General features: G+C 45.5%; 29 protein-coding genes. 14 read left to right on the top strand and 15 right to left on the bottom strand.

The annotated features are described in order from the left end of the window. Positions 1 to 250 precede the first annotated feature (250 nt). The 3 genes from KIO97_RS14645 to KIO97_RS14635 all read right to left on the bottom strand — a co-directional run bounded on the left by KIO97_RS14645 (position 251) and on the right by KIO97_RS14635 (position 1,171). A complete protein-coding gene (locus KIO97_RS14645) occupies positions 251 to 391 on the bottom strand; it encodes a hypothetical protein (protein ID WP_005426350.1) in 141 nt (46 codons plus the stop codon). A gap of 63 nt (positions 392 to 454) precedes the next feature. Then, on the bottom strand, positions 455 to 664 hold the full coding sequence (locus KIO97_RS14640; protein ID WP_005452681.1) for a hypothetical protein: 210 nt from the start codon (positions 662 to 664) through the stop codon (positions 455 to 457). Positions 665 to 958: 294 nt separating this feature from the next. Beyond that, positions 959 to 1,171 (bottom strand): cold-shock protein, encoded by a 213-nt coding sequence (locus KIO97_RS14635; RefSeq protein ID WP_005426339.1) that lies wholly within the window; start codon positions 1,169 to 1,171, stop codon positions 959 to 961. Between the two features lie 321 nt (positions 1,172 to 1,492). Here KIO97_RS14635 and KIO97_RS14630 point away from each other — a divergent pair, with 321 nt between their 5' ends. Further along, positions 1,493 to 2,341, top strand: a complete 849-nt coding sequence (locus KIO97_RS14630) for a pirin family protein (RefSeq protein ID WP_045399078.1) — start codon at positions 1,493 to 1,495, stop codon at positions 2,339 to 2,341. Between the two features lie 242 nt (positions 2,342 to 2,583). Here KIO97_RS14630 and KIO97_RS14625 read toward each other — a convergent pair whose 3' ends face one another. Then, positions 2,584 to 3,432: a patatin family protein gene (locus KIO97_RS14625; RefSeq protein ID WP_005531894.1), complete on the bottom strand. Its 849-nt coding sequence runs from the start codon at positions 3,430 to 3,432 to the stop codon at positions 2,584 to 2,586. 179 nt (positions 3,433 to 3,611) lie between these two features. On the opposite strand from KIO97_RS14625, the gene KIO97_RS14620 reads away from it, so the two are divergent. From KIO97_RS14620 to KIO97_RS14595, 6 genes are all read left to right on the top strand, one after another. Continuing rightward, positions 3,612 to 4,070 (top strand): Fur family transcriptional regulator, encoded by a 459-nt coding sequence (locus tag KIO97_RS14620; RefSeq protein ID WP_038889736.1) that lies wholly within the window; start codon positions 3,612 to 3,614, stop codon positions 4,068 to 4,070. Positions 4,071 to 4,173: 103 nt separating this feature from the next. After that, on the top strand, positions 4,174 to 5,508 hold the full coding sequence (locus tag KIO97_RS14615; RefSeq protein ID WP_050905895.1) for a dihydroorotase: 1,335 nt from the start codon (positions 4,174 to 4,176) through the stop codon (positions 5,506 to 5,508). A 148-nt stretch (positions 5,509 to 5,656) separates the two neighbouring features. After that, positions 5,657 to 6,217, top strand: a complete 561-nt coding sequence (locus KIO97_RS14610) for a carbonate dehydratase (protein ID WP_005531901.1) — start codon at positions 5,657 to 5,659, stop codon at positions 6,215 to 6,217. Further along, positions 6,207 to 7,205: a GTP-binding protein gene (locus KIO97_RS14605; protein WP_050905896.1), complete on the top strand. Its 999-nt coding sequence runs from the start codon at positions 6,207 to 6,209 to the stop codon at positions 7,203 to 7,205. Before KIO97_RS14610 ends, KIO97_RS14605 begins: the two co-directional genes overlap by 11 nt. A 208-nt stretch (positions 7,206 to 7,413) precedes the next feature. Next, positions 7,414 to 8,316 carry a CDF family Co(II)/Ni(II) efflux transporter DmeF gene (gene dmeF / locus KIO97_RS14600; protein ID WP_285383159.1) on the top strand — a complete coding sequence of 301 codons (903 nt, stop codon included), beginning with the start codon at positions 7,414 to 7,416 and terminating at the stop codon, positions 8,314 to 8,316. Beyond that, positions 8,316 to 8,732, top strand: coding sequence for a MarR family winged helix-turn-helix transcriptional regulator (locus KIO97_RS14595; RefSeq protein ID WP_012129855.1), 417 nt, complete (start codon positions 8,316 to 8,318; stop codon positions 8,730 to 8,732). Before dmeF ends, KIO97_RS14595 begins: the two co-directional genes overlap by 1 nt. 78 nt (positions 8,733 to 8,810) lie before the next feature. On the opposite strand, the gene KIO97_RS14590 is transcribed toward KIO97_RS14595, so the two are convergent. The 8 genes from KIO97_RS14590 to ugpB all read right to left on the bottom strand — a co-directional run bounded on the left by KIO97_RS14590 (position 8,811) and on the right by ugpB (position 15,157). Next, positions 8,811 to 8,939, bottom strand: coding sequence for a hypothetical protein (locus tag KIO97_RS14590; protein ID WP_005426395.1), 129 nt, complete (start codon positions 8,937 to 8,939; stop codon positions 8,811 to 8,813). Beyond that, positions 8,939 to 9,067 carry a hypothetical protein gene (locus tag KIO97_RS14585; protein WP_005426337.1) on the bottom strand — a complete coding sequence of 43 codons (129 nt, stop codon included), beginning with the start codon at positions 9,065 to 9,067 and terminating at the stop codon, positions 8,939 to 8,941. The genes KIO97_RS14590 and KIO97_RS14585 overlap by 1 nt, the downstream gene beginning before the upstream one ends. Positions 9,068 to 9,122: 55 nt before the next feature. Then, positions 9,123 to 9,458 (bottom strand): hypothetical protein, encoded by a 336-nt coding sequence (locus KIO97_RS14580; protein WP_005426383.1) that lies wholly within the window; start codon positions 9,456 to 9,458, stop codon positions 9,123 to 9,125. A gap of 574 nt (positions 9,459 to 10,032) precedes the next feature. Continuing rightward, the gene (locus tag KIO97_RS14575) at positions 10,033 to 10,842 is read right to left on the bottom strand and encodes an HAD-IIB family hydrolase (protein WP_050905898.1); all 810 of its coding nucleotides are present in this window, start codon (positions 10,840 to 10,842) and stop codon (positions 10,033 to 10,035) included. Continuing rightward, positions 10,835 to 11,992 carry a sn-glycerol-3-phosphate import ATP-binding protein UgpC gene (locus tag KIO97_RS14570; protein WP_050905899.1) on the bottom strand — a complete coding sequence of 386 codons (1,158 nt, stop codon included), beginning with the start codon at positions 11,990 to 11,992 and terminating at the stop codon, positions 10,835 to 10,837. Before KIO97_RS14570 ends, KIO97_RS14575 begins: the two co-directional genes overlap by 8 nt. After that, positions 11,993 to 12,841 (bottom strand): sn-glycerol-3-phosphate ABC transporter permease UgpE, encoded by an 849-nt coding sequence (gene ugpE, locus KIO97_RS14565; RefSeq protein ID WP_038897840.1) that lies wholly within the window; start codon positions 12,839 to 12,841, stop codon positions 11,993 to 11,995. It abuts the gene before it with no gap. Next, positions 12,841 to 13,722, bottom strand: a complete 882-nt coding sequence (gene ugpA, locus KIO97_RS14560) for a sn-glycerol-3-phosphate ABC transporter permease UgpA (protein ID WP_038889730.1) — start codon at positions 13,720 to 13,722, stop codon at positions 12,841 to 12,843. The genes ugpE and ugpA overlap by 1 nt, the downstream gene beginning before the upstream one ends. Before the next feature lie 127 nt (positions 13,723 to 13,849). Continuing rightward, positions 13,850 to 15,157: a sn-glycerol-3-phosphate ABC transporter substrate-binding protein UgpB gene (gene ugpB / locus KIO97_RS14555; protein ID WP_050905900.1), complete on the bottom strand. Its 1,308-nt coding sequence runs from the start codon at positions 15,155 to 15,157 to the stop codon at positions 13,850 to 13,852. Between the two features lie 230 nt (positions 15,158 to 15,387). Here ugpB and KIO97_RS14550 point away from each other — a divergent pair, with 230 nt between their 5' ends. Both KIO97_RS14550 and KIO97_RS14545 read left to right on the top strand, forming a co-directional pair. Next, the gene (locus tag KIO97_RS14550) at positions 15,388 to 16,140 is read left to right on the top strand and encodes a glycerophosphoryl diester phosphodiesterase (RefSeq protein WP_045372442.1); all 753 of its coding nucleotides are present in this window, start codon (positions 15,388 to 15,390) and stop codon (positions 16,138 to 16,140) included. After that, positions 16,133 to 16,885 carry a DeoR/GlpR family DNA-binding transcription regulator gene (locus KIO97_RS14545; RefSeq protein ID WP_285383154.1) on the top strand — a complete coding sequence of 251 codons (753 nt, stop codon included), beginning with the start codon at positions 16,133 to 16,135 and terminating at the stop codon, positions 16,883 to 16,885. Before KIO97_RS14550 ends, KIO97_RS14545 begins: the two co-directional genes overlap by 8 nt. 101 nt (positions 16,886 to 16,986) lie before the next feature. Here KIO97_RS14545 and KIO97_RS14540 read toward each other — a convergent pair whose 3' ends face one another. Next, positions 16,987 to 17,412: a universal stress protein gene (locus tag KIO97_RS14540; protein ID WP_005426405.1), complete on the bottom strand. Its 426-nt coding sequence runs from the start codon at positions 17,410 to 17,412 to the stop codon at positions 16,987 to 16,989. A gap of 156 nt (positions 17,413 to 17,568) precedes the next feature. Beyond that, positions 17,569 to 17,820: a DUF6482 family protein gene (locus tag KIO97_RS14535; RefSeq protein ID WP_005426417.1), complete on the bottom strand. Its 252-nt coding sequence runs from the start codon at positions 17,818 to 17,820 to the stop codon at positions 17,569 to 17,571. 378 nt (positions 17,821 to 18,198) lie between these two features. Between KIO97_RS14535 and KIO97_RS14530 the strand changes: the two genes are divergently transcribed. The 3 genes from KIO97_RS14530 (at position 18,199) to KIO97_RS14520 (ending at position 23,474) form a co-directional block, all read left to right on the top strand. Next, positions 18,199 to 19,770, top strand: a complete 1,572-nt coding sequence (locus KIO97_RS14530) for an ABC-F family ATP-binding cassette domain-containing protein (RefSeq protein ID WP_285383152.1) — start codon at positions 18,199 to 18,201, stop codon at positions 19,768 to 19,770. Positions 19,771 to 19,930: 160 nt separating this feature from the next. Beyond that, on the top strand, positions 19,931 to 22,087 hold the full coding sequence (locus tag KIO97_RS14525) for a prolyl oligopeptidase family protein (protein WP_050905905.1): 2,157 nt from the start codon (positions 19,931 to 19,933) through the stop codon (positions 22,085 to 22,087). 268 nt (positions 22,088 to 22,355) lie between these two features. Continuing rightward, complete coding sequence (locus KIO97_RS14520; protein ID WP_285383149.1) at positions 22,356 to 23,474, top strand: OmpP1/FadL family transporter; 1,119 nt, start codon at positions 22,356 to 22,358, stop codon at positions 23,472 to 23,474. Positions 23,475 to 23,524: 50 nt separating this feature from the next. Here KIO97_RS14520 and speG read toward each other — a convergent pair whose 3' ends face one another. Beyond that, entirely contained in the window at positions 23,525 to 24,055 is a 531-nt protein-coding gene (speG, locus tag KIO97_RS14515; protein WP_050904929.1) for a spermidine N1-acetyltransferase, read from the bottom strand. Between the two features lie 271 nt (positions 24,056 to 24,326). Here speG and KIO97_RS14510 point away from each other — a divergent pair, with 271 nt between their 5' ends. Continuing rightward, positions 24,327 to 24,479 (top strand): hypothetical protein, encoded by a 153-nt coding sequence (locus KIO97_RS14510; protein WP_005426336.1) that lies wholly within the window; start codon positions 24,327 to 24,329, stop codon positions 24,477 to 24,479. A 357-nt stretch (positions 24,480 to 24,836) separates the two neighbouring features. Continuing rightward, complete coding sequence (locus KIO97_RS14505; protein WP_050906766.1) at positions 24,837 to 26,243, top strand: cytochrome c peroxidase; 1,407 nt, start codon at positions 24,837 to 24,839, stop codon at positions 26,241 to 26,243. The last annotated feature ends 89 nt before the right edge of the window (positions 26,244 to 26,332 follow it).

Genomic DNA, 26,332 nt, shown 5'->3' with positions numbered 1-26,332 from the left:
GGATAAGGGATAAGGGATAAATAACGTTGCAGTGATTTCATCGCATGATGGTTTCGTTGTCAGCACACACCTTGCTGATTTTCGAACGTTCAGTGGCTAAAACTGAATATCATCACGCGAGAAACATTTGGAGTCATATCGAGTTTATTGTGCGTTGCTCATTGTGAACTGAGAAGTGGGGTGGCGATACCTTGCACATCGATACTTTAGATTGAGAGGAGTAAAGAAAAGGAATTGGAAGGAAATGTAATTATAGCTCGAACATTTTATCAAATTCTCTTTGCTCCATGATGTCCTCAATTCGGCGGCGCGTTCTTTGTTTAATCGCAGCTGCGTTTTGTTCGGACTCTTTCTTTTCTTGCTCAATCTGCTTCTTGCTTTTGTTTGCCATGTTTTTCACCTTGGGAATTTCTTCCTAAATTTCCGCATCATTCATTAATGCACGAAAATTGATTTATTTAATAATAAAACTTCCTAGCTTTGAACCTGAGTCACACAGAATGTCACCAGAGTAGGTTTTCTCACAGTATTTAAAATCAATGAGATAGCAAGCGGATTGGAGTTTTGGCAATATATGGCGCCTCAAAATATCACTGTTAAGTTGATGAATTTTGGCGTTCCAAGAGATGTCGGGTTGTTTTAAACGGAATTCAATCTCTATCATTTATTCTCCTGTTTTTTAGTGATCTTTTCTTTATTCAATAATTGGTACCAGTGTCTTTGGCGACCTGTTCTTTTAGACATAATTTTTCCTAATTTTAAGTAAGTGAAATACCAACGATGGCTATCTATATTTGATAGATATAACGTTCCAACGATAGATATCGTGTCCGCAGCCCATTTATTTTAGGCAGCAGAAAACCGAGCAAGAATACTTGCGGGTTGTTAAGTGTGAGGAATTTTTGAAGGGGGAGAGAGTTTGGTGCAGCGAGGAAATGCTGCACCAAGAAAAGCTATCTTATAGAGGAGTAACTTCAGTCGCTTGAGGACCTTTTTTACCGTCTTCTACATTGAAGCTTACTTTCTGACCTTCAGTCAAAGTTTTGAAACCGTCAGCAACGATAGCGTTGAAGTGTACGAATACATCTTGGCCGCCGTTGTCTTGAGTTAGGAAACCAAAACCTTTAGTTTCGTTGAACCATTTTACTGAACCAGTTACTTTACCAGACATAAAAACCTCTGAAATTAAACAATAATATACGAATTGTGGTGGATCTTTTTTAAGCTATTGAATGTGCAATCAAGAGGAAGTTTTACGCAGGAGTCTGAACCGAGAGTTCAGGGTGTTACTGAGAGGGAACTTAAACTAAATGTAGCATTAACAGCTCTTTTCTAGAGCCAGCCGCCACTATACAGGGTGTTTAAAAAATAGCTACATTTATTTTTCAATTTTTTTCGTTCGAAAAAACTGATGGAGTAGAACAATTTCATCCCCTCATGATTTTTATCCGTCTTCCTACAATGAATCCATACCAATAAGGGAGGCAATATTATGAGTACAGTGAGAGAGATTCGTCAGATCATTCCATCGCACGCAACAGCAGATGGGGATGGAGTGAAAATTCGTCGCGTAGCCGGATTCAACAATACGAGCTTTTCACCATTCTTGATGGTGGATGAATTGAAATCAGACCAACGAGCAGACTATGTTGGCGGTTTTCCTCCGCATCCACATCGTGGTATTGAAACACTGACCTATATGCTGACTGGGCACTTCCAGCATCGTGATCACATGAACAACGTTGGTGAGCTCCGTTCCGGCGGCGCGCAATGGATGGCGGCAGGCCGTGGTGTGATTCACAGTGAAATGCCAATCATGGAAGACGGTGAACTACATGGTTTCCAAATTTGGATTAACCAACCAGCACGAGACAAGATGTCTCCGGCGCAGTATCACGATTTCCAGCCGGAAACCATTACCGAGCATCGTGCAGAGGCTCATGGTTTAGTCCGCGTTATCTCTGGTGAGTTGAACATTGGTGATGAGGTAATTCAAGGCCCATTGAGCCGAACGGGTGTGCCGGTGACGGTTGCCGATTGGCGAGCTCATTCAGGCGCCTCGCTCAATCTTATGACGCCTAAACATCATAATATGATGGTCTATGTTTACAAAGGCAGCATCAAAGCGGGTGAACGTGTTGTCACGCAAGGCGAGATGGCATTGCTTTCTCAAGGAGAATGGGTGGCGCTACAAGCCAATGACACCAGTGGCGTTTTGCTCTTTATTGGCGAACCGATTAATGAACCTGTCGTGCACTATGGCCCGTTTGTGATGAACAGCATCGACGAGATTGAACAAGCGATTCAAGACTACAATTCTGGCGTGTTTGAAACCTACTAAGGCGTTTAATGCCTGATAGCCAGTACCGAGTCTTGAAAATGATGCTCTAGGTTTGAGTACGAGAGGAAAACTCGAAGTGATTTGGAGCCCGTTAATTGGGCTTATACGCAAGCAAAGACGATATCCACTGCCATCGAATTTGCATCAGCCACACCGACATGGTGTGGCTTTTTTTGTTGTTCAGGTTTTATGACCGAGAATCGGTGATTGAGTGAAGCCCGCTTTTTGGGTTGGGCGAGCGTTTAGCTTTGTTCCCAGCGCTCGATTGCGTGCTGACCATATTCCACACCCAGTTCATAAGCTTCACGCAAAGGCTCAGGGGATCGGCTCAAACGCTTTAACTTAAAGCCTTCTGGTGGGCAGATTTGAATGATCTCAACGCCTGCTGGTGGATTGTTTATTAATTCCAAACTCTGGTTGTATCGGACATGACGCGTAAGCATTGGCTCGATCAACGCTGGATGATCTTTCAGTAAACGAGAAGTGAGCTTTTCAAACTTAGGTTTGGATTTGCGATAACTGGCCGGTTGACTCCGTAGCACCATGATTTTTGTCGCGCCGCGTTTGATTGCTTCAGCAACAGGAATGGCATCCGCTACACCACCGTCTACGTACCTTACGCCATCTAATGGCACACCATTGCGGTACATAATTGGTAACGCGCTGCTGGCTTTCATGGTCTCCGCCAACATCTCTACGGAAGGTGTTAGGTATTCTGGTTGTCCGTTGTCTTGTCGTGTGACGCCTAAAAAGAACGGTCGAGGATCGGCAGAGAGCACGGCTCGATCAATGCCTAATTCTTTGAGCGTGACGTCCCACATCCAATCTAAATCCATCATATCGCCACCGCGCACGAGTTGCGTGGGGGAGATAAACTCTTTGCGTAAGCTGTAATCGAGGTAGATCTTGAGGTTTCTGCCCGGCATTTTGGCAAGGTAAGCCGCTAAGTTACTAGCGCCTGCCGAGACGCCCCAAAAGCTGTCAAAAGGGGAGAAGTCTTGTTCCATAAAGTGATCGAGTATGCCGCAGGAGAATACCCCGCGCATCGCGCCGCCTTCTACAATCAGCGCTCGAGAGCCAACTTGTTCCATCCTAGCCATCCGTTTTGATTATTTTGATTTGGGATACGAGTTAATTAGAGTAACGGATCTAATGCCCATACCCAAGTTGTGTTCGCTTGATCGTCATCTTGATGAATCTTTGGTTTATGTTATAACATAACAATAATCAAAAATATTAAACGGTAGCGAGTGTCTTGTGTGGGGGGAGAATGAGCGATATTGACGCCATTATTAAGCATGTAGAGGTCAGCTTTAGAGCTCAAGGAAAGCAGTTAACATCGCAGAGGAAGCTGGTGTTGCAAGCGCTGGTTCATGCCGATAAAGCGCTTTCTGCTTATGAGCTAGTGGATTATTGCAAAGCTCACTTCGATAAGAATATTCAGGCGATGTCAGTTTATCGGATTCTGGATTTTCTTGAAGGCGAGCATTTAGCCCACAAGCTTAAAGTTTCCAATAAATACATCGTCTGCTCCCATATCCTCTGCGAGCACGAACACGGCGTTCCTCAATTTCTCATCTGTTCCAAATGCAACAAAATCAGCGAGCAAGCCATCGATCCAACCTTGATTCACGGTCTGCAATCCCATGCAAAAGAAGAAGGTTTCACCGTTGTCAGTCCTCAATTAGAGATCAATTGTGTTTGTGATGACTGCGCGAAATCCAAGTAAATATAGTTGTTTTTGAATGTCCTCTATCTGCGTATTCATCACCACTCAATGACGTTTATCCCTTCCCACTACTAGCATTATCAGCAAGGAGTTCTGAACCGCTATGTCTACAACACTGATTAAAAACGCCCTTGTCGTCAACGAAGGAACCATTACTGAGACCGATTTACGAATTGTCGGTCAGCGAATTGACACTATCTCAGCCAACATCGCGGCGAAACCGGAAGATACGGTGATTTATGCGAAAGGGTGCTATTTGATTCCCGGTATGATTGATGACCAAGTGCACTTTCGTGAGCCGGGGTTGACGCACAAAGGTTCGATAGCGACAGAATCCCGGGCAGCGGTTGCCGGCGGTATTACAAGCTATATGGAAATGCCGAACGTTAGTCCTGCAACGACAACCATTGAGGCGCTAGAACGTAAATTCTCTATTGCCGAGCAGAGCTCCCTCGCGAACTACTCTTTCTACCTTGGTGCGACCGAAGACAACCTTGAGCAAATCAAACAGCTTGATCCGAAGAAGCACTGCGGCGTGAAAGTGTTTATGGGTGCTTCGACGGGCGATTTGTTGGTCGAAGCGCCTCAAGCCTTAGATGACATTTTCCGTGATTCACCAGTGTTGATTGTGACGCACTGTGAGAGTGGTCCTGTGATTGCGCAAAACAAACAGCGACTACTTAAAGAGAAGTCGGAATTTACCGTTGAAGATCATCCGTTACTGCGTGATGACGAAGCGTGTTATGCGTCTTCCTCTTATGCGGTAGAACTGGCTAAGAAGCACAACAGTCAGTTGCATGTTCTGCACATCACAACAGCAAAAGAGTTGGCACTGTTTGAGGCTGGTTCTATCGAGAACAAAAACATTACCGCTGAAGCATGCGTTCATCACCTGTGGTTTAGCAATGAAGACTACGCAGAACGCGGTAACCAAATCAAATGTAACCCAGCGGTGAAATACCCAAGCGATCGTGAAGCGCTACTAAAGGCATTAAGCACAGGTCAGATTGATATCATTGCGACGGACCATGCCCCGCACACTTGGGAAGAGAAGCAAGAGCCTTACGACCAAGCACCTGCGGGCTTACCTCTGGTGCAGCACGCACTGCTGTCTTTGTTCGATCAAGTGAGTCGCGGGCACATGACGATGGAGCAAGTGGTAGAGAAAACCGCTCACAACCCAGCGATTCGTTATGGTGTTCAGGAGCGCGGTTTTATTCGTGAAGGCTACTTTGCTGATTTGGTGCTGGTGGATACAAATGCGCCGACCTTAGTCACCAATGAAAATAGCTTATACCACTGTGGTTGGTCGCCATTTGCTGGCCATCAGTTCACGGCACAAATTCAGAAGACTTGGGTCAATGGCGGCCTAGTGTATGCCAACCAACAAGTGAATGAGCGCGCTGCACACGCCATGCGATTGGTATTTGATCGCTAGGATTCACGTTTTTCAAAAACTTAGATTATTTGAAAGCTCAGTTTATTTTCGAAAGCTTACATTTATCCGCTTTCTTTGAGCTTTATTTGTAGAAGTATAGTTGTCGTAGCTTGAGTGTCTTTGAGGCACCGAATAAAGAGAAATCAATATGTTAAGAAGAAATCCTACTGGTCACATGCCGGAAGTATCGGAAACGGCGTTCATTGATCCAACGGCGATCATCTGTGGCAAAGTAATCATTGAAGATAACGTTTTTATTGGTCCTTACGCGGTGATTCGTGCCGATGAAGTGAACGAGCAAGGCGATATGGAAGCCATCGTCATCAAGCGTGATACTAACATTCAAGATGGCGTGGTCATCCACTCAAAAGCAGGCGCTGCCGTGACCATTGGTGAGCGCTCATCCATTGCGCACCGTTCTATTATTCATGGCCCATGCGAAGTCAGTGATGACGTGTTTATCGGTTTTAACTCCGTGGTGTTTAATGCTGTGATTGGCACAGGTTGTGTGATTCGCCATAACTGCGTGGTGGATGGACTAGACTTGCCAGAGAACTTCCATGTTCCGCCGATGACCAATATCGGCGCCGACTTTGATTTGAACAGCATCTCCAAAGTGCCGCCAGAATACTCGGCGTTTTCGGAGTCTGTGGTTTCAGCAAACCACGAGCTGGTGCAAGGCTATAGGAGAATTGCCAATGAGCTCTGAGAACCAACCCATACTTGGTGTTCCTACTAACATCATTACTGGGTTTCTGGGCGTAGGAAAGACCTCTGCGATTTTGAATTTGATGGCGAACAAGCCAGAGAACGAGCGCTGGGCGGTATTAGTGAATGAGTTTGGTGAAATTGGCGTTGATGGCAGTTTAGTTCATGGGCAAAAAAGCAAAGAGCAGCAAGTGTTTATTCGTGAAGTACCCGGCGGCTGCATGTGCTGTGCTGCGGGGTTGCCAATGCAAATCGCCTTAAACCAACTGCTTAATGAAGCGAAGCCAGACCGTCTGCTGATTGAACCTACTGGGCTTGGTCACCCGAAAGAAGTGCTGCAAGTGTTGTCGACAGATCACTATCGCCAAGTGCTTTCGCTACAAAAGAACATCACTTTGGTCGACGCGCGTAAGCTTGCGGATGTGCGCTATACACAGCATGACACGTTCAACCAACAGATTGCGATTGCCGATACAGTGGTGGGTAACAAGCTCGATCTCTATCAAGAGGGTGATACCCAGAAGCTCGAAGCTTACGTGGCGGAAGTTGGGCGCCCGAATACAAAGGTGGTTTTTGCTCAGCATGGTGTGATTCCGTTTGCCGAATTTGAAGGTGAGACCACCATTCATGAGCATCCGCCGCACCATCACCACGCAAGTGACAAGCCGTTGGCTTCAGATATGCCAATGCCTGAGAGTGGTGTGCTCAAAGCGACCAATTCAGGCGAAGGTTTCCAGAGTGTCGGTTGGCGTTTTTCACCGGAGAAAGTGTTCGATCGCCGGAAGTTGATCCCTCTTCTGGTCGAGCTGGAAGTGGAGCGCATGAAAGCGGTGTTTATTACTGGCGATGGCATTTATGGCTACAACCTCACGCCTGATGGGCTACAGGAAGTGGAGTTGGATGACTGCGCGGAAAGCCGAATTGAACTGATTGCAGACAGCATCGATGAGCAATTTGAGGCACAGCTTCTGTCTTGTGAATTGGTTTAAGGCTAATAACAGCGGGCATTATCCTCATTAATGCCCGTGCTTCTTTCTTATCTCCCTCTGCGTTTTTTCCTATTCCTATTCTTCATTAACACCACGATCATGATCTTTTGGTGATGTGGACTTTCCATATTGACATTGTTTGATTGTCAAACTAAATTAAAATCAAATAATTTGATAATCAAACTAAAATTGGAAGGTAAGTGTCGCAATGGCTGTATCGCAACATTCACATGATTTCTTTTCTCATAACCAGAAGGGTGAAAAACGCACGCTCTACGTATTGATCCTAACCGTGACCACCATGGTGGTGGAGATTGCTGCCGGAACCATGTTTGGTTCAATGGCATTACTCGCAGATGGTTGGCATATGGGGACACACGCAGCGGCATTTTGTATCACCTTGTTTGCTTACCGCTACGCGAAACAAAACGCCCATAATGACCGCTTCTCATTTGGTACGGGTAAGGTGAGTGTGCTCGGCGGTTTTACCAGTGCGATTGCGTTAGGGATTGTGGCATTGATGATGATGGTCGAGTCGATTCATCGTCTCTTCAACCCAGAAAGCATTCAGTTTAACGAAGCCATTATGGTGGCGGTGATTGGTTTAGTGGTTAACCTTGCAAGCATGCTGCTTCTGCAAGATCACCATCATCATGGGCATGACCATCATGATCACCACGAGCACGAACATCATCACGACCACAACCTAACCGCAGCGTACTTTCACGTATTGGCGGATACGTTAACGTCTCTGTTGGCGATTGTCGCGCTGATTGTCGGTAAGTTTTACGGTTGGATTTGGTTAGACGCCATGATGGGGATCGTTGGTGCCGTTGTGATTGGTAAATGGACCTTGGGTTTAATGAAGCAAACAGCGCCAGTGTTGTTGGATGAGAGCATCAACAAGTCTTACCGAGATGAGATTACAGAGACGCTTGCACCTTATGCTGAGATTGTTGATTTACACATCTGGAAGGTGAGTGGTCACCATTACTCTGCGGCAATTGCGCTAAAAAATCACAGTGACAAAACGCTGGATGAATTTAAGCAATTACTGGGTAAATTTGATAAGATTCACCACCTAACTTTGGAAGTTCAAACGACTGAGTGATGCGCGAATTGGAAAAGCTGAATCAAACGCTTACCGAGTTCTATGACAAAATGTCTTCTTGGGAGCAATCTGTAGTAAAAGGCACGGGTTATTCACTGGCTCAAATCCACACGATTGAAGTGTTAGGTGGGCATGGTGCGTTGCGTATGAAAGAACTGGCGGAGAAGCTCGGTATTACAACAGGCACGTTAACGGTTCAAATTGAGAAACTGGTAAAAGCGGAGCTTATTGAGCGTTGTCCGCATCCAGAAGATCGCCGCGCAATTGTAGTGAAGCTCACTCCTGCTGGTGAGGAGATTCACCGTCATCACAATCAGCTGCATTTAGATTTGGTGCAAGACTTAACGCGTAATATCGACCCGGATCATCAGGCGATTTTGTTTGCTTGCTTACAGAAGATGAACAGAGAATTTTGATTGCGCTTTTCGTTCCTACACTCAGATATTGAGTCTCGAATAGCAAAAAAGTAGAGCACCGAAATGCTCTACTTTTTTTTATAAGCTCGATAGAATCTGTTCGATTGGCAGCTGTGTAAACGCATACGTAATGCCAACACAGAATGCAGCGCCGGTAACGCCCATGGCGACAGTCGTTGCGAGTAGCAGAAGGGTAATCTTAGGCATTAGAGATTAAACTCCTTCTTAAAGGTTGGGTAAATGACACCATTTGCTTCTTGGTAGGATTTAAAGCCATAACCAAACGCAAATGCTGCCACCACAATGGCAAATGCCGCAATGTTTCTTCCTTTCATCCTTAAACTCTCTACCAATCGTTTTTCTATTGCTTAATGAATTCGGGTTCTTCAATTACTGGGTAAAACACACAAACAGTACCCATGCTGTTGTTAGCACAAGTAGCGGTGTGAATACTTTCTGAATTGAAGCGCCATCGGTTAGGTCATAAATCACGATCGATTCTTTATAGAATGCGCGTTTGAATGAACCAAAGCTGATTTCATTTTTAACGTCAGATTGCTCATAGTGATGACGTGCTGAGTCTGCCATTTGAGACTCTAGATCTTGCATCTCGTATTCTTTGTTAAAAAATGCATCCCACGCCGAAATACGTGCAATAGCTTTTGGTGAACGATTGCACTTCAGTTTTTCTAGACGCTTAGCGTATGCAGCTTGATATTTATCCACGATGATTTCCTACATGAATAGACTGTAATGTTGAACACAGCGTTAAATGCTCTGCTCAGTGGTTGTAAAAATTAGAAAATGAGAATCAAAAGGGAATTTTTACATGAGTAGGAAAGTGGCCAGATGAGGAAGTACGGCATTTGATTGTTAAAGAGCTCAAGGAAGGTTATCCCTTGTGTTGCGGATAATATGGGCTGCTTCTGGATGCGACAAACAAAAATAATTAGTGAGGACAACAAGCAATTTTTGTTGCGGACTTGGTCATTCTGAGCATCGAGACTCGTTTAACATGAATAAATACTAGGTATAGCAAGGGCTTGAGAGGTATTTCGATATGGGAGTTTGTTAAGCACTTGCGGTGAATAAAGTTCATAACTGCTAATTATAAATACATCAAAAAGCGATATTATTTTTCTCGTTGGAGTGCTTAATAAAGATTGAGAGTTTGATTTTCTCGTGCAATCCGCCGCAGTCTTTACTCCTTCTTTGCACTCAATCCGAATATATTTCCCCCCTCCATGGTGATATTTGGATTGAGTGTCTTTTTTAGTTATTTAGTGTCTTCTTTAGCTTGTTACTGTCTTTTCGCTTTGACGATAAGATTTGCTAACTGTGCAAACCCAAAGCCGCCATTTTCCTCAGTCAAAAAGCTTGGTTGATGGTTCAGTTTCGCCAGTAAAGGGCGAATGTTGTTCACGCCAAAGGTTGTTGGCAACCATTCAAACATGCCTTCATCATTCAATGAATCACCCACATACGTGATGTGCCCTAAGCTCGGCAACTCGCCATTATTGAACTGCCTAATGTAGGCTTCACCACTAGTGCGCTTACTATGATTGCCCACCCACGCATTGATGTGAATTGAACTCAATGTTGCATTGACGGGGTGAGATTCCACATTCAAATTCACGATGCGATTAAGAATTTCCATTGTTGTGGAAGGGTAAACTGGCGTTCTATCTTGTGCGATGTTCACCGCCACGTCACAGTAACGAAAGCTCTGATCTTGGCTGAAGTCGACATCAGGATACTCTGCCAAAATGCCCGCAATGCTTTCTTGCAATGCATACTGTTCTTTGCGCATCACTTCTGCCGGACGGGCAAAGGTGGTGTTGAATCCTGTCGCGTCTTTTCTCATCCAAAACGCGCCATTTTCACCAATTACACCATGCAGTGACCACATCTTTGCCATTTGGTCACACCAACCAGCGCAGGCGCCTGTGACTGCGACCACTTTTACGCCCACACGCTCTAGCTCGGCTAACGCAATTAATGTTTCTGGTGGCAGTTTGCCTTGCCAAGTCAACGTGTCGTCCACGTCGGTCAGCAGCCATTCGATCTGTTTCAGGCTCTCCATATTGAGCTCTGATAACGGGTTAGGCATTCACCACTCCTTGATTGTTTACTTGAGGATTGATTGCTTGGGTTTCGTCACTGACGTCTTGCAATGATTCCGCTGGGGCTAGTGTACACTCGATGCGTTTTTCTGTATTGGCATCAAATAGATGAACATGCTTTGGTTTGATATCCAGACCAAGCTTGTCGCCAATTTGAATCGGCGTATGCCCCTCAACACGAACAACCAGCTTTTGTGAATCATCGCCTTCTGTGCGGCAGTAAAGCAGCAAGTCAGCACCGAGCGATTCAATCAATTCGACTTCTACCTGCAACCATGGGTTATGTTGGCTGATTTGTAAATGCTCTGGACGAAGACCCAGTTTAACTTCATCCAAATCCAAGTTTGTTGTGGATGTAGGAAGCAGTGCGTCACCAATAGTAATGCCATCAACGCTAACATTGCCATCTAAGATGTTCATGGATGGTGAGCCAATAAAGGTCGCGACGAACAGAGAAGCAGGGTTATCGTAAATCTCTAGCGGTGTACCAACTTGTTCGACATTGCCTTTGTTCAAGACAACAAGCTTGTCTGCAAGCGTCATTGCTTCCACTTGGTCGTGAGTAACGTAAACTGACGTGGTACCAAGGCGACGTTGCAGCTTCTTAATTTCTAAACGCATTTGAACACGCAATTTCGCGTCTAGGTTAGACAGAGGCTCGTCAAACAAGAACACCTTTGGTTCACGCACAATTGCGCGTCCCATGGCGACACGTTGACGTTGTCCGCCAGAAAGTTGCCCCGGTTTACGGTCGAGTAGATGATCCAACTCCAGCATCTTTGCTGCTTCGTGAACCAATCGTTCGATTTCCGCTTTCGGTGTTTTGCGGTTGCGCAGACCATAGGCCATGTTGTTGTACACCGTCATGTGTGGGTACAAGGCGTAGTTCTGGAAAACCATGGCAATGTCGCGCTCGCCAGGTTCGAGATCGTTGACGATTGTGGTGTCGATTTTGAGCTCACCAGAGCTGATTTCTTCTAAACCTGCAATCATGCGAAGTAGGGTGGATTTACCGCAGCCACTTGGGCCAACCAGCACGACCATTTCACCGTCGCAGATATCAAGATTGAGTTTTTGGATCGCCTGATAGCCGTTCGGATAACATTTAGCGATATTTGAAAGAGTTAACGTGGACATTTATTTCTCCGAATCTACCAGACCTTTAACAAAGGCTTTTTGCATTGCAATTACCACAATTACTGGTGGCAACATGGCGATAATGGTGGTGGCCATAATTTTGTTCCATTCGATCACACCATCAACCACTCCGAGCATCTGTTTAATGCCCATCACGATGGTGTAGTACTGCACGTCGGTGGTGATCAAAAGCGGCCACAAATATTGGTTCCAGCCGTAAATGAAGGTGATGACGAACAGTGCCGCGATGTTGGTACGCGACAGAGGCAACAAGATATCGAAGAAGAACTTGATCGGTCCTGCGCCATCAATTCGTGCTGCTTCCACTAACTCATTCGGTACCGTTAAGAAGAACTGACGGAACAAGAAAGTGGCTGTCGCACTGGCAATCAGCGGAATGGTTAAGCCGTAAAACGAGTTGAGCATGTTGAGGTTTGTGATCACCTCAAACGTCGGCATGATGCGAACTTCAACGGGTAACATCAGCGTGAAGAAGATCATCCAGAACGCCAGCATTCGTCCCGGAAAACGGAAGAACACCACTGCATAGGCAGATAGGATGGAAATGCTCAACTTACCGATGGTAATGCACATCGCCATAATGAAAGAGTTCAGCAGCATGCTGCCAATCGGCAAAGTATTGTTGTTGTACTGAGTGTCGTTACTCAACAAGTCAGTAAATACGCTAAAGCCCAAGTCCCCAAACCAAAGTGGAGTGCCAGTAGCAAAGGCGCTGTTCTCATGGGTGGTTGCTACGATTGCAATCCAAACCGGAAGCGCAATCGAAATGATGCCAAGAATCAAAATGACATGGCAAAACAGATTAAAAAACGGTCTTCTTTCTACCATCAGTACGCTACCTTCTTCTCAACATACTTAAATTGAATCACAGTCAGGGAAGCGACCAATATCATCAGAATTACGGATTGCGCGGCCGATGAGCCTAAGTCCAGACCAATAAAACCATCGTTGTAGACTTTGTAAACCAAGGTGGAAGTGCTGTTGCTCGGGCCGCCTTGCGTCATCGCGTGGATGATGGCGAACGTATCAAAGAACGCGTAGACAAAGTTCACGACCAACAAGAAGAAGCTGGTTGGCGAAATTAGTGGGAAGCTAATAGTGATAAAGCGCTTGATTGGACCACTTCCGTCAATGGCAGCGGCTTCGTGCAGAGACTTGGGTACCGATTGAAGCGCCGCAAGGAAGAACAGGAAGTTGTAGCTGATTTGCTTCCAAGTCGAGGTGATGATCACCATCCACATTGCATGGGTGCCATTGAGCGTTGGGTTCCAGTCTACGCCAAACAGATGCAATAACTCGGTCATCACACCGATGGTTGGGTCGAACAGGAACAACCAAAGCGAACCCGCGACGACAGGGGCGACCGCATAAGGCCAAATCAAGAATGTACGATACATGGTTGCACCGCGGATGATTTGCTCGGCAAAAGCGGAAAGGATAAGCGCACTGACCAACGCGAGCACCGCAACGCTGATGCTAAATTGCAGCGTGGTCATTAACGAATCTAGGTACAGTGGATCATGGAAGAGCTTTTCAAAGTTCTCCAAACCCACAAACTCACGGCTCATACCGAAAGCATCTTCAAGTTGTGAAGATTGGAAAATGGCTTGTCCTGCCGGCCAGATGAAGAACACCAAGGTGATCAACAACTGAGGTGCAATCAACGCAACCGGAAGCCATTTATGTTTAAAAACAACAGGTGAGGACATACAAATACCAAAGTAAAACAGGCAAGGTGTGTGAACGAACTCCCCACCCAAGGTGGGCGGGGAGAGTACGTACCTGAGTGGTTATGTGAATAAGACTCAGCGCACTATTGTTCGTTATTAATGTTCGTTACTTCTGCGTGCGCTCAAAGCGACGTAGCTGCTCGTCACCGCGACGAACCGCATTGTTTAGCGCAGCTTGTGCCGTTGCTTTGCCTGCCCACACTGCTTCTAGCTCTTCGTTGATGATGTCGCGTGTTTGCAGGAAGTTACCAAAGCGAATGCCTTTCGAGTTTTCTGTAGGCTCTGTCGAGGTCATTTGCAGAACGGCTGTGTCGGTGCCAGGATTCTTAGCGTAGAAGCCTTGCTCTTTGGTTAGCTCATAAGCCGCTTTGGTGATTGGTAGGTAACCAGTGAACTGGTGCCAATCTGCTTGAACTTCTGCACTAGAAAGGTAAGAGAAGAACTTCGCCACGCCTTTGTATTCCTCGTTTGAATGGCCACGAAGAACCCAAAGTGATGCACCACCGATGATGGTGTTTTGTGGCTTAGCGACGATCTCTGAGTCGTAAGGCAGTTGCGCTACGCCGATATCAACGTCTTTCATGTTCTCTTTAATGCCAGCCAGACCTGCCGACGAGCCCATAGTCATTGCACACTCTTGAGTGTAGAACAAAGGCATACCATCAGATTGGCGACCGCCATATTTGAAGATGCCTTCTTTCGACCATTTACCCATCTGTTCGATGTGACGAACAAACGCAGAATCATTGAACTTGAACTCAGTGTCTAAGCCAGCAAAGCCGTTGTTGTTATTGGCCACAGGAACGTTGTTACGCGCACCGAAGTTTTCGATCTGCGTCCATGATTGCCACGTTGTGCTGAAACCACACTTCGCACCAGATGCCAGCAGCTTACGAGACACTTCTTCCATCTCTTTCCATGTTTTTGGTGGGTTTTCTACGCCAGCTTTTGCGAACATGTCTTTGTTGTAGTAAAGCACTGGTGTAGAGCTGTTAAATGGCAGGGAAAGCATGTTGCCGCCGTTGGTGGTGTAGTAACCCGTTACTGCCGCAAGGTAATCATCTGGATTAAACGGCTCTTTGGTGTCGTTCATCAATTGGTAAACTGGATAAATTGCTTTTTCTGCACCCATCATGGTGGCTGTGCCGACTTCGAACACTTGCACGATTGCAGGTTGTTCTTTTGCACGAAACGCAGCGATAGCACTTGTCATGGTTTCTGCGTAACTGCCTTTGTAAACTGGCTTGATCTCGTATTCTGATTGGCTTGCGTTAAAGTCTGCGGCAATTTCGTTGACCTTTTTACCTAGCGCGCCGCCCATTGCATGCCACCACTCAACCTCAGTTTTTGCTTGTGCTTGTGTGCTGATCAATGCCGCTGCAACAGCAAGTCCGGCGAGGTGTTTCATAGCCATAATGATTCCTTTTCATAGATGATTTGAACAGGTTGATTCCTTGCGGATGTTCACTTTGATAATGAATCCGCTTCAAAAAATTCAAATGAACATTAAATGAGCCAAATGACGTTCTAGTTACAGAAAAATGAACTTATTTGAGCATTATTTTCGTCACGATTTTGTAATCAAATCGTCATTGAGGACTGAGATAGTTCATTTGAAAACAAATGAAAAAGACGGAATAAAAAATGACAATAACGGCACACCGTGGCTTATCCAGTTTGGCTCCAGAAAACACCTTATCGGCAATACAACGCGCCATTGAATTCGGCTGCGAATGGATTGAAATCGACGTTCAGCTCAGTGCTGACAACATTCCTGTGGTTATTCATGACAACACCGTAAACCGCTGCACGAACGGCCGAGGCAAAGTCAAAGAGCTGACTTGGCACGAATTAAGATTGTTGGACGCTGGTTTATGGTTTGGCGATGACTTCGCAGGCGAACATATTCCTAGTTTAGAAGAGACGCTTGAGCTCACTTCGAGAGCGGGCGTGAAGCTCAATATTGAATTGAAGATCTACTCAGGCGATGAAATTGATCTGCTGTGCGAAAAGGTTGCACAGGTCATTGAGCGTTTGGACGTCGAGGCGGATGCCATTCTCTTTTCTAGCTTCAACACTGAAGCCTTGATGACGATGAGAAATTACCTGCCAGAAGTGAGAAGAGGGCAGTTATGGCAAGAGATTCCAGACGATTTTTCTATCGTGTTGCAACACATCGATGCTTACAGTGTGCATTGTGATTACCGTTTCTTGACTGAGTCACAAGCGAAGCAGATCAAGCAGTTTGGCTATCAGCTGTTTTGCTATACACCGAACTTTCCCCAATTAGTTGAAGCACATTGGCAGTGGGGAGTGGATATGATGATTACCGACATTCCGCAACGTTACAAAGTAGAAGTGCCTTCAGCCAAGCGAGAACCCGCACTGAATGAATAACCTAAACGTCCGCCAGCAAAGCATCATTGAACTGGTTCATCAGCAAGAATATTGTTCGATAGAAGAGCTTGCTCAACGCTTTGAAGTCACGACGCAAACCATTCGACGTGACATCAATCAGCTTTGCCAATTAGGACTGACCCGACGCCATCATGGTGGTGTCGGATTGCCTGCTACCTTAACCAACCGCAGTTATGCCTCTCGCCAAGTCACCAATCAACAAGAAAAGCAGACCATCGCCGATGAAGTGGTCAAAGCTATCCCGAACGGGGCGACTTTATTTTTGGGTATCGGCACGACTATCGCGTTGATTGCCGAGCGTTTGGCGAACCACAGCGAGCTTCGTGTGGTGACGAATAACTTTGAAGCGGCACACATTCTTTCTCACTTTGAGAATATTGAAACTTGGATTCCCGGTGGGCGTATTCGTACCAACGATCGCGACGTAGTAGAAGGCTCCGCAGAGCAGTTTTACGGCCAGTTTTCGGCGGATATTGGCATTATTGGTTGTGCAGGCGTGACCGACATCGCGCAGTCGCATTCCGACATGATCAACCTTGGCAGCACAACGATTGATACTCAGCCGTTCGCGATGGAACACGAATTACGAGAAGCCAAAGTGAGCCAAGCGATTTTGGCTAACTCGGAGCAAAAGTGGCTAGTGGCGAACAATAGTAAATGGCAGCGCAGAGCCAATACTAAGGTGGCTCCGCTTAGTTATTTCGATCGCGTTTTCAGTAACTAATAAAAGAAGAATAAAAGAACACAAAAAAGCCGCCATCACAGGCGGCTTCCGATTATCTTTTGGCTATCTCTCGCGTCGTTACTTTCCGCTTTTTGTTCAGCCTAGTCGTGGATAGGTACAACCAAAATATCAACCGGAGACTTGTTGATCAGATGTCTTGAGTAAGAAATGATCTTGCTCCAGAAATCTTGGTGGTGACCACAAATCAGTAGGTCGACTTCTTGTTCTTTAATGGTTACTTCTAGTTTGTCTGCCAAGTCACCGGTGCCGACAAAGAAGTGCTTCAACGGTTGCTCCATATAATCGCTGAAGGATCTCAAACACTCCATAGAGTGCTCATTCAACGGCCTTTGATCTGGGTCCGCTTTGATATCAACAAGCTCACGATAAATCTCACCATGAGTACCGTCGATATGGATAAATGATATCTCGGAGCCGAGATAACTCGCCATAGATACAGCGCGGTCAATCAACACAGTACTCTCATCAGACAGTTCCAGTGCGACTAGGATATGTTTGTATTTCATAACCATGCCCTTTTGTGGAATACGTTACTAATAGCATAGTATGTCTTGGCGAAAAAATGTGTTGCTAAGATCCCGAAATTGCTCAAAAAAGTTTTGGCAAATTATCATCAGCAGAGCAAATGGAAGGCATTGATAAAAATAAAAAAAGAGCCGGTATCAGTACCAGCTCAATTCAATCTCTAAAGGCATATCACAGCGTATTTTCTCGCCGCACATTTCATCTGAAGCATTGAGGTGAACCAGTTTTGCTGATGAGTAGCTGCTGCCACGAAAATGATCCCTTGCTTCACAAAGGCTCGCGAACGTTAGCGGGCTTTTGTTTTCATTTAATATCAGTGATCTTGTCTGGTTTTCTACGTTATAAGCGAGGTAGATACCACCCTCGACTGATTCAATCAAAAGATTCATAGCCGTTTCCCTTGGTGTGTCACTCTCTGGATATTACGGCGAGCGATAGAATTTAGTTCACTTCCTGTGTTTGAATTCGTTTTTCCTAGATCTCGCTCGTGACAGAAGTCGCTTGCTTTTTATACAAGAAAGCCTTTAGACTTTGTCTATCACTTCTTTAGGAGATTACGCCAACATGAACAACTAAACCTGTCATCCAACTCTCATTTTATTTTTTGGATTTACAGGGTTAGTAGGCGTAGCTCACTTTCCGATATTTCTTTGCTGTCATCTCGCTTCTGTTCGAGTTGTTCTTATGGGCGAGTGTCATTGCATCGATCTCATCTCTAGATTTATCTCAAGCTACGGCTGTTGTCCCTGTCATACAGGAGGCAAATTATGCCAGTTTTACAGGCTTACAATATCAGTCATCAATTTGGTAACGGCGAAACACTGTTTCAGCAAATCTCATGTTCTATGACCAAACGTCGTGTTGGGTTAGTCGGACGCAACGGTGTCGGAAAAGCGGTGTTTGCATCGATACTCAGCGGTGAGCAAACGCCGACCAGTGGTACGGTCACCTTACCAAGGTCATTTGCGGTCTATCGTCAGCAACCATCGCACTTGTTAGGTGGCGACCTTTCGATTGCCCAGTTTTTAGCAAAGGACAAGGTACTGAGCGCTATCAAGCAGATCGAAATGGGCGATTGCTCTGAATATTTGTTTGAGGTAGTGGGCGAACAATGGGATTTGCCGATTCAACTTGCTAAGCAGCTTACAGATATGGGCTTACCGCCACAGCCCGAGTTCACTTGCTCGCAATTGAGTGGCGGACAGTTAGCGCGTTTGCAACTGTGGCAGTTGTTTGAAAGCGAGGTGGAATTGCTGATCCTTGATGAACCGTCGAACCACCTCGATAAGCATGCCAAGCAGTGGTTGATTGACTCGATGCGCAGTTTCTCAGGCGCGATTTTGCTCATCAGTCACGACCGAGAATTGCTGCGCGAGATGGAAGAAATCTGGGAGCTATCCGGTTTAGGCTTACAAGTGTTTGGCGGCAATTACGATGTGTATGCGGAGCAAAAGCGAACAGAACTGCAAGCGGTGGAACGCCAATTAGCCAGTGTCGAAAAGCAAAAGAAACATTTGGAAGAACAAGCTCAGCGCAATCGCGAGAAAGCGGAGCAAAGAGCTGCTCAAGGTAACAAGTTGAGAAAGGATGGCAGTCAGCCAAAGATCTTACTCGATGGTATGAAAGACAAAGCCACAGCCCGAGCTGCCAGTCGCAATAAGAATGAGCAACTTCGCCAAGCGCATCTACAGGAGAAAGAGCAGAGCTTGCGAGCGCGTAAAGAGCAAATCAAAGGGCAAAAACTGTATTTGGCAGACAGTCAAAGTCGCTCACGAAAAGTCGTATCGTTATTAGAAGCCGTGTTGCTATTTGGGACTGCTCAACCTATTACTGCGCAAGTTCATGCGGATGATAAAGTACATTTGCTGGGCAAAAATGGATGCGGTAAATCGACTTTACTGAAAACCCTGTTGGGCGAGTTCTCATTGCAAAGTGGTGAGCTGCAAGTCAATACGCCGCTTTATTACCTCGACCAGCACTTTGGTGCGATACAACCTGAACTCTCCATGTTGGAAAACCTGACGCAACATTGTGAGGGAATGAAAGAGAGCGATGCCAGAACATTGCTAGCAGGCATTGGTTTTCGTCGAGACAGTGTATTTCGTTTGGGGAATGTATTAAGCGGCGGTGAGAAAATGAAGCTCGCGATGTTGATTGTCAGTCATCAACCAACTCAGCCTTTATTGCTCTTGGATGAGCCGGATAATCATCTCGACCTAGATTCGAAAATTATGCTTGCCCAGGCATTAAATGCTTACCGAGGCGGTTTTATTCTTATCAGTCATGACCAAGATTTTGCCGCGGAGTCGGGTGTGTCTCGCTGCATTGAACTGAGCTAACACCAATCAGCGATAAACCGAGGTTTGTCTATCTCACGGGGCAAAGTGACTCACTTTGTCTCCGTGGATTCACAGCTTTATTCAGACGATTAGAATCATTTCTCCGATATAGGTAAGATGCTTGATGCATTACACAAAACAAAAACAGAAAAGGAAGTCTATGAAAAAGAAAACCTTAGCATTGGTGACGGCGTTTGCGATGACGGGAATGTTGCCGAGCGCGTATGCAGAAGACTCAACACAAAAGCTGGTTGAACACGTACACAAAATGGCGGTGAAGTACCCAACGACAAAGAAAATCGATGTGGAAGATGAGTATTTTGGTACCAAAGTCAGTGACCCATACCGCTGGTTAGAAGATGACCGCAGCAAAGAAACGGCTGATTGGGTCAAAGCGCAGAACCAAGTCACGTTCGATTACTTGGCGCAAATTCCTTATCGTTACCAGATTGAAGAACGCTTAACTCAGTTAATGGATTACGAGAAGTTAGGGCGTCCATTCAAAGAAGGCAAATACACTTATTTCTACAAAAACGATGGTTTACAAAACCAAGATGTGCTTTACCGCCAACTCGATGATGGCAAGCCAGAAATTTTCCTCGATCCAAATACTTTTAGTGAAGATGGCACAACTTCGCTGGCGAACGTGAGTTTCACCAAAGATGGTTCTTTAGTCGCTTACAGCATTTCAGAAGGCGGTAGCGACTGGCGCAAAGTGATTGTGCTTGATGCCGAGACCAAAAAGCCTGTCGGTGAGACGCTGGTGGATATTAAGTTCAGCGGCGTAAATTGGCTGGGGAATGAAGGTTTCTACTACTCAAGTTACGACAAGCCAGAAGGCAGCGAGCTTTCGGCAAAAACCGACCAACATAAGCTTTACTATCACGAGCTAGGTACTAAGCAAAGTGATGATAAGCTTATCTTCGGTGGTACAGAGGCAGAGAAGCACCGATACGTTCGCGGTTACACTTCGGACGACCAACGTTACCTGTTTATTTCGGCAAGCACGTCAACGTCGGGCAACAAGCTGTTCTTGAAAGATTTGACCAAGCCAGACAGTCCGCTGCAAACCATTTTGGATAACACCAATTCTGATACTTGGGTGATTGATAGCAAAGGCACCAAGCTGTATTTGGTCACGAACTTAGATGCGCCAAACAAACGTGTAGTGACGGTGGACGCGAGCAACCCTGAGCCAACGAATTGGAAAGATTTAATTCCTGAAACTGATAACGTGCTTAGCCCATCAACAGCGGGCGGTTACCTATTCGCAAGCTACATTGTTGACGCGCTTTCGATGGTCAAACAATACGATATGGACGGTAAGTTCATTCGTGAAATCAAGCTGCCAGACATCGGTAGTGCTTACGGTTTTTGGGGTAAGAAAGAAGACGCTGAAGTCTACTACTCTTTCACCAACTACAAGACGCCAAGCACGACCTATCGATTAGATATCAAAGAGGGTGACAGCGAGGTTTACCACAAATCGAACGCACCATTCGATCCGGCACAATTTGAATCTCGTCAGGTGTTCTACAAATCGAAAGACGGCACCAAGATCCCAATGATCATCACCTACAAAAAAGGCACGCCGATGGACGGCACTGCGCCAACGATCTTGTATGGTTATGGTGGTTTCAATATCAGCCTGACGCCTTACTTCAGTCCAAGCAGAGCGGCATGGTTGGAAATGGGCGGAATCTACGCTGTTGCGAACATCCGTGGTGGTGGTGAGTACGGTAAAGAGTGGCACAATGCTGGCACCAAGTTAGAGAAGCAAAACTCGTTTGATGACTTTATTGCCGGAGCTGAGTTCCTTATCGATAAAGACTACACCTCATCAGACAAGCTTGCGATTAATGGTGGCTCGAACGGCGGCTTGCTCGTCGGGGCAGTGATGACGCAGCGCCCAGAGCTGTTTAAAGTGGCACTGCCGGCAGTTGGTGTATTGGATATGCTTCGCTACCACACCTTCACGGCAGGAGCGGGCTGGGCTTATGACTACGGTACCGCAGAGCAAAGTAAAGAGATGTTCGATTACCTCAAAGGTTACTCGCCAGTTCATAACGTAAAAGCCGGCGTTAAATACCCGGCAACTATGGTAACAACCGGGGATCATGATGATCGCGTGGTGCCAGCACACTCCTACAAATTTGCTGCCGAGTTGCAGTCGAAACAAGCAGGTACAAACCCAACCTTGATTCGAATCGAAACCAATGCAGGTCATGGTGCAGGTACACCGACTAGTAAAATTATCGAGAAAACCGCGGATGTTTACAGCTTCACTTTGTTCAATATGGGCGTCGAAAAATTGTAAGTGAGAGGTTAGCTTCAAGCTTGGGCATAAGTTCATTTGTAATGAATCACAACGCAGTCTTCGGGCTGCGTTTTTTTTTATCTCAGCCAGTTAATAACAAGGTTATAACGCATATAACCATAGGTGATAGAACTTCCTATTATTCTTCCTCTTAGTTTTCTACAGCGTTTAATCGTCTATCCCTAACTTATCCAACGTTTGTTTGCAGATCTTTATTTGATGGGGATTGGATAACGCATTCAGTTAGTTCAAGTGGAATAAATATAATATGAAAAATCTTACCAAAATCGTTGTTGCGGGGTCCCTCCTCTCGTGTGCAGCAGCGCAAGCAGGAGGTCTGTACTTGTACGAGACTTCCACTACTGATATCGGTTTGGCTTCTGCGGGCATGGCCGCAAGGGCGCAGGATGCTTCGGTCATGGCGGCGAACCCCGCGGGTTTGTCTAACGTGGCAGGCCAGTCATTTTCCGGCCATCTGATCAGCTTGTATGGCGATACCACGCTAGACACGCTTGGTGGCGGTGATGCAGGGAATATCATTGGCTACGTCCCACTTGGTTCTGCATTTTATAGCCAACAGGTGAACGATAAGTGGACGCTTGGTATTGGTATGTACGGCAACTACGGCTTAGGTCTGGAATACGACAAGCTGTTCAGCCGTATTGATATTCCTAATGCAATTACTCAGGCCGTGACGGTTCAACCTTCTGCTTCATACCGTATTAACGATCAATGGTCTGTAGGTGCTGCATTGGGCATCCATTACGGCATTTTAGATATGGATGTCAAAGTTGATGGTACGGCAATCGCTGGTGGCATTGAAGATACAGATACTCAAGTCAATGGCCGCGTTGGTGTGCTGTATGAGTTGAATTCAGGTACTCGCTTAGGTCTGTCTTACTCGAATGAAACTGAGTTCGAATTCGACGATAAAGACTTCTCGACCAGTGCCGTTGCGCCTCAGCAGTTGGTATTCAGTGCTTACCATGAGCTCAACGACAAACTGGCGGTACTGGGTAACTTGAACTGGCAAGATTGGAGCGCGTACCAAACGCTGATGGATGTTGAGACGCAAGACACTTACCAAATTGCACTTGGCACTCAATACAAGGTGAACAGCAAAGTCATGTGGAATGCAGGTTTCGCATTTGACTCTAGTATGTTTGCAGATCAATCCAATGGTGATCTCACCATTCCTTCAGGCAATGCTTACCGTTTAGGTACAGGTATTGACTACAAGATTGATGAAGCAAGCACCGTTTCTGTTGCCTTTGAAGCAATGCTTATTGAGTCGTCTGAAGTGAAAATGGCGGGTATTCCTGTTGCAAGCTTTGATGATCCTGCTTTGTACTTCCTGAGCATCGGCTACAGCTGGAAAAACCAATAAATCAGTTTAAAACAACGGTAAGCAGGCTTTCGCTTACCGTTGTTTTATTGTTATTGATTGCTCTCGAGTTTTTCGCGGTATTGGTCTTGCAGAATGTACATGCGTTTTACATCGCGGTAGCTACCGTTAATGAAGTACTCTTGCACGAGATGACCTTCCTCAATAAAACCGCACTTCTGGTAAAGGTGAATCGCTTTTTCGTTGTCTAAGGCAACTAACAAATAGATTTTGTGCAGGTTAAGAATTGAGAATGAATAATCCAAAGCTCGATTGATCACCTCTTCGGCATAACCTCGCCCTTGATGATCTGGTGCGATGATGATTTGGAATTCAGCACTACGGTGAATGTAGTTAATCTCAATCAGCTCTACCAGACCAATTAATACGCCGTGTTCATCTTCCACTACAAAGCGGCGCTCGGCGTCGTCGTGAATATGTTTGCGGTAAAGCTCTTCTAATTCATCGTGGGATTCGTACGGTTCTTCAAACCAATACGTCATGATATTACGGTTATTGTTGAGGTCGTGAATAAAGCGCAGGTCTGAACGTTCTAAAGCACGAATTGTGAGACCATTTTTCATCGTCTATCTCCGGATAGAAAAAGCATAATTAAATGCGACTATAACCATGCCATCTTAGCCTATGAGGGGGAAATCTCCCCTTTACTTCTTCGAGTTTATGCTTGTAAAAGCGATCTTCGTCATAGCCCTGTAATGCCTTTAAAAATAAGGCTTATCGCAACAACAAAAGTTAATCATAACGACAAAAAACCTGATTAGGTTAAGGGTGCGATTTCAGATTAAATACCGCCAACGACTTAAGGTCATAATCTACATAAACAAGGTATTAAATATGTTTTCAATCGGTGACGTAGTAGTAGCTACTAAAGGTATCGATCTAGGTGAAATGGTTGTTACAGGTCTGAGCAGCGGCGGTTTCTACGTACGCGTTCAAGCTGGTGAAGCAACTCTGACTTACCCAGCTAAAGATGTTAAGAAAGCATAATTTAATTTGCTGACTTACAAAAAAGGTAGCTCACGAGCTGCCTTTTTTTATGCCTATAATTCCTTCCTAAATTCCTACTTTATTTCGTTCTGAATTATTTTTAATCGAATTTAATATGTTTGGTTAATATATTGGTGCTCTCGTCATTTTTGACTCATATCAATAAAAGTTGCGGTTTTAAGTTGTTGTTTTTATGTTATATTTTTCACTTATTGCCCCAAGTGTCTGTTTTTACGAACTTTAGATGTTAAATTCGTTGCTCATCTAAATATTCGATTAATATCAATTCCTTTTTCCCATTTTTAAAAATATCGCCATTTCAATAACTTTCGCCCCAACTGATTTAGGGGAACAGTGATGAATAAAAAGAAAATAACGCTAGGGATTGTAGGAGTTGGCTTGGTGGCGTACTTCGGTACAGTCTATATGGTGAACCAAGACGATAAAAAAGTGGCTCAACAAAATCTAACGCAATTTAGTTCGTTAGATCAATCGACACTGGATTATCAAGCGATGAAGGTATTGGCGGATAAAGGTTGTGGCTACTGTCATACGCCGAGCAGTGAAATGCCTTTCTATTCTGAAATGCCAGTGGCAAAACAAATTATGGAAGCGGATGTAAAAGTGGCCATGCGTCACTTTGACATGACAAACTTGCTGGATGACGTGAAGCAGAACGATCCAGTTTCTGAAGTGGCTTTGGCTCGTCTTGAGAAGGTGCTCTACGACGATTCTATGCCGCCAGCGATTTACCTGACCATGCACTGGTCTGCAAGTATGTCGAAAGATGAAAAACACACGCTGCTGAAATGGATTCGTGAAAAGCGTGCTGAGCGCCACGCACAATCACCGGTATCTGAAGAACGTAAAGCCAAAGTTCTACAACCAATTTACACTACGTTTGAAACCGACGCAGACAAGGTTGAACTGGGTAAGGTGCTTTACCACGACACACGACTTTCAGGCGACAATACTGTCTCATGTGCATCATGCCACAGCCTTGATACAGGCGGCGTGGACCGACTCGTAACGTCTGTTGGTATTCATGGTCAAGTTGGTGGCATTAATGCGCCAACCGTGTTTAACGCTGTGTACAACAAGCTGCAATTCTGGGATGGTCGTGCCGCGGATCTGCAAGACCAAGCGGGTGGTCCTCCGTTTAACCCGATTGAAATGGGCTCTATGGATTGGGATGAAATCGTCGATAAGTTAAGCCAAGACCCAGACATGGTCGCGATGTTCCAAAAGGTTTACTCAGGTGAGATTAATGGCAGCAACATTACGGATGCGATTGCCGAGTTTGAGAAAACCCTAACCACACCAAACAGCCGCTTCGACCAATACATGATGGGGGATACAAAGACGCTGGACTCGCACGAGAAATACGGCTTGATGCTGTTCAAGAAGTACGATTGTCAAACCTGTCACGCGGGTGAAGCGATGGGTGGTGAAACGTTTGAAACCATGGGCATGAAAGCGGATTATTTTGCGGACCGTGGTACCGACATGACGGATGCAGACCTTGGTCGTTACAACTTCACTGGCAACAAAGAAGACAAACATAAGTTCAAAGTGCCAACCTTGCGCAACATTGAACTGACCGCACCATACTTCCACGATGGCCATGCCGATACGCTAGAAAAAGCCATCTACGACATGGGTAAATACCAAGTCGGAGTGGAAATGTCGGATGAAGAAGTGGATGCCATCAAAGCGTTCTTGAAAACACTGACGGGCGATTATGAAGGCCGTCCTTTAAGTTAAGCTGAGGCATTACCGACAAGTTTGTTATCGCTAAAACGATAGACTTCGCAATCAAGACCACCTTTGACTAAGGTGGTCTTTTTTATGGA

This window comes from Vibrio sp. B181a, assembly GCF_030248375.1.
Lineage (GTDB): Bacteria > Pseudomonadota > Gammaproteobacteria > Enterobacterales > Vibrionaceae > Vibrio > Vibrio campbellii.
This window is presented reverse-complemented; position numbering and strand designations above follow the sequence as displayed.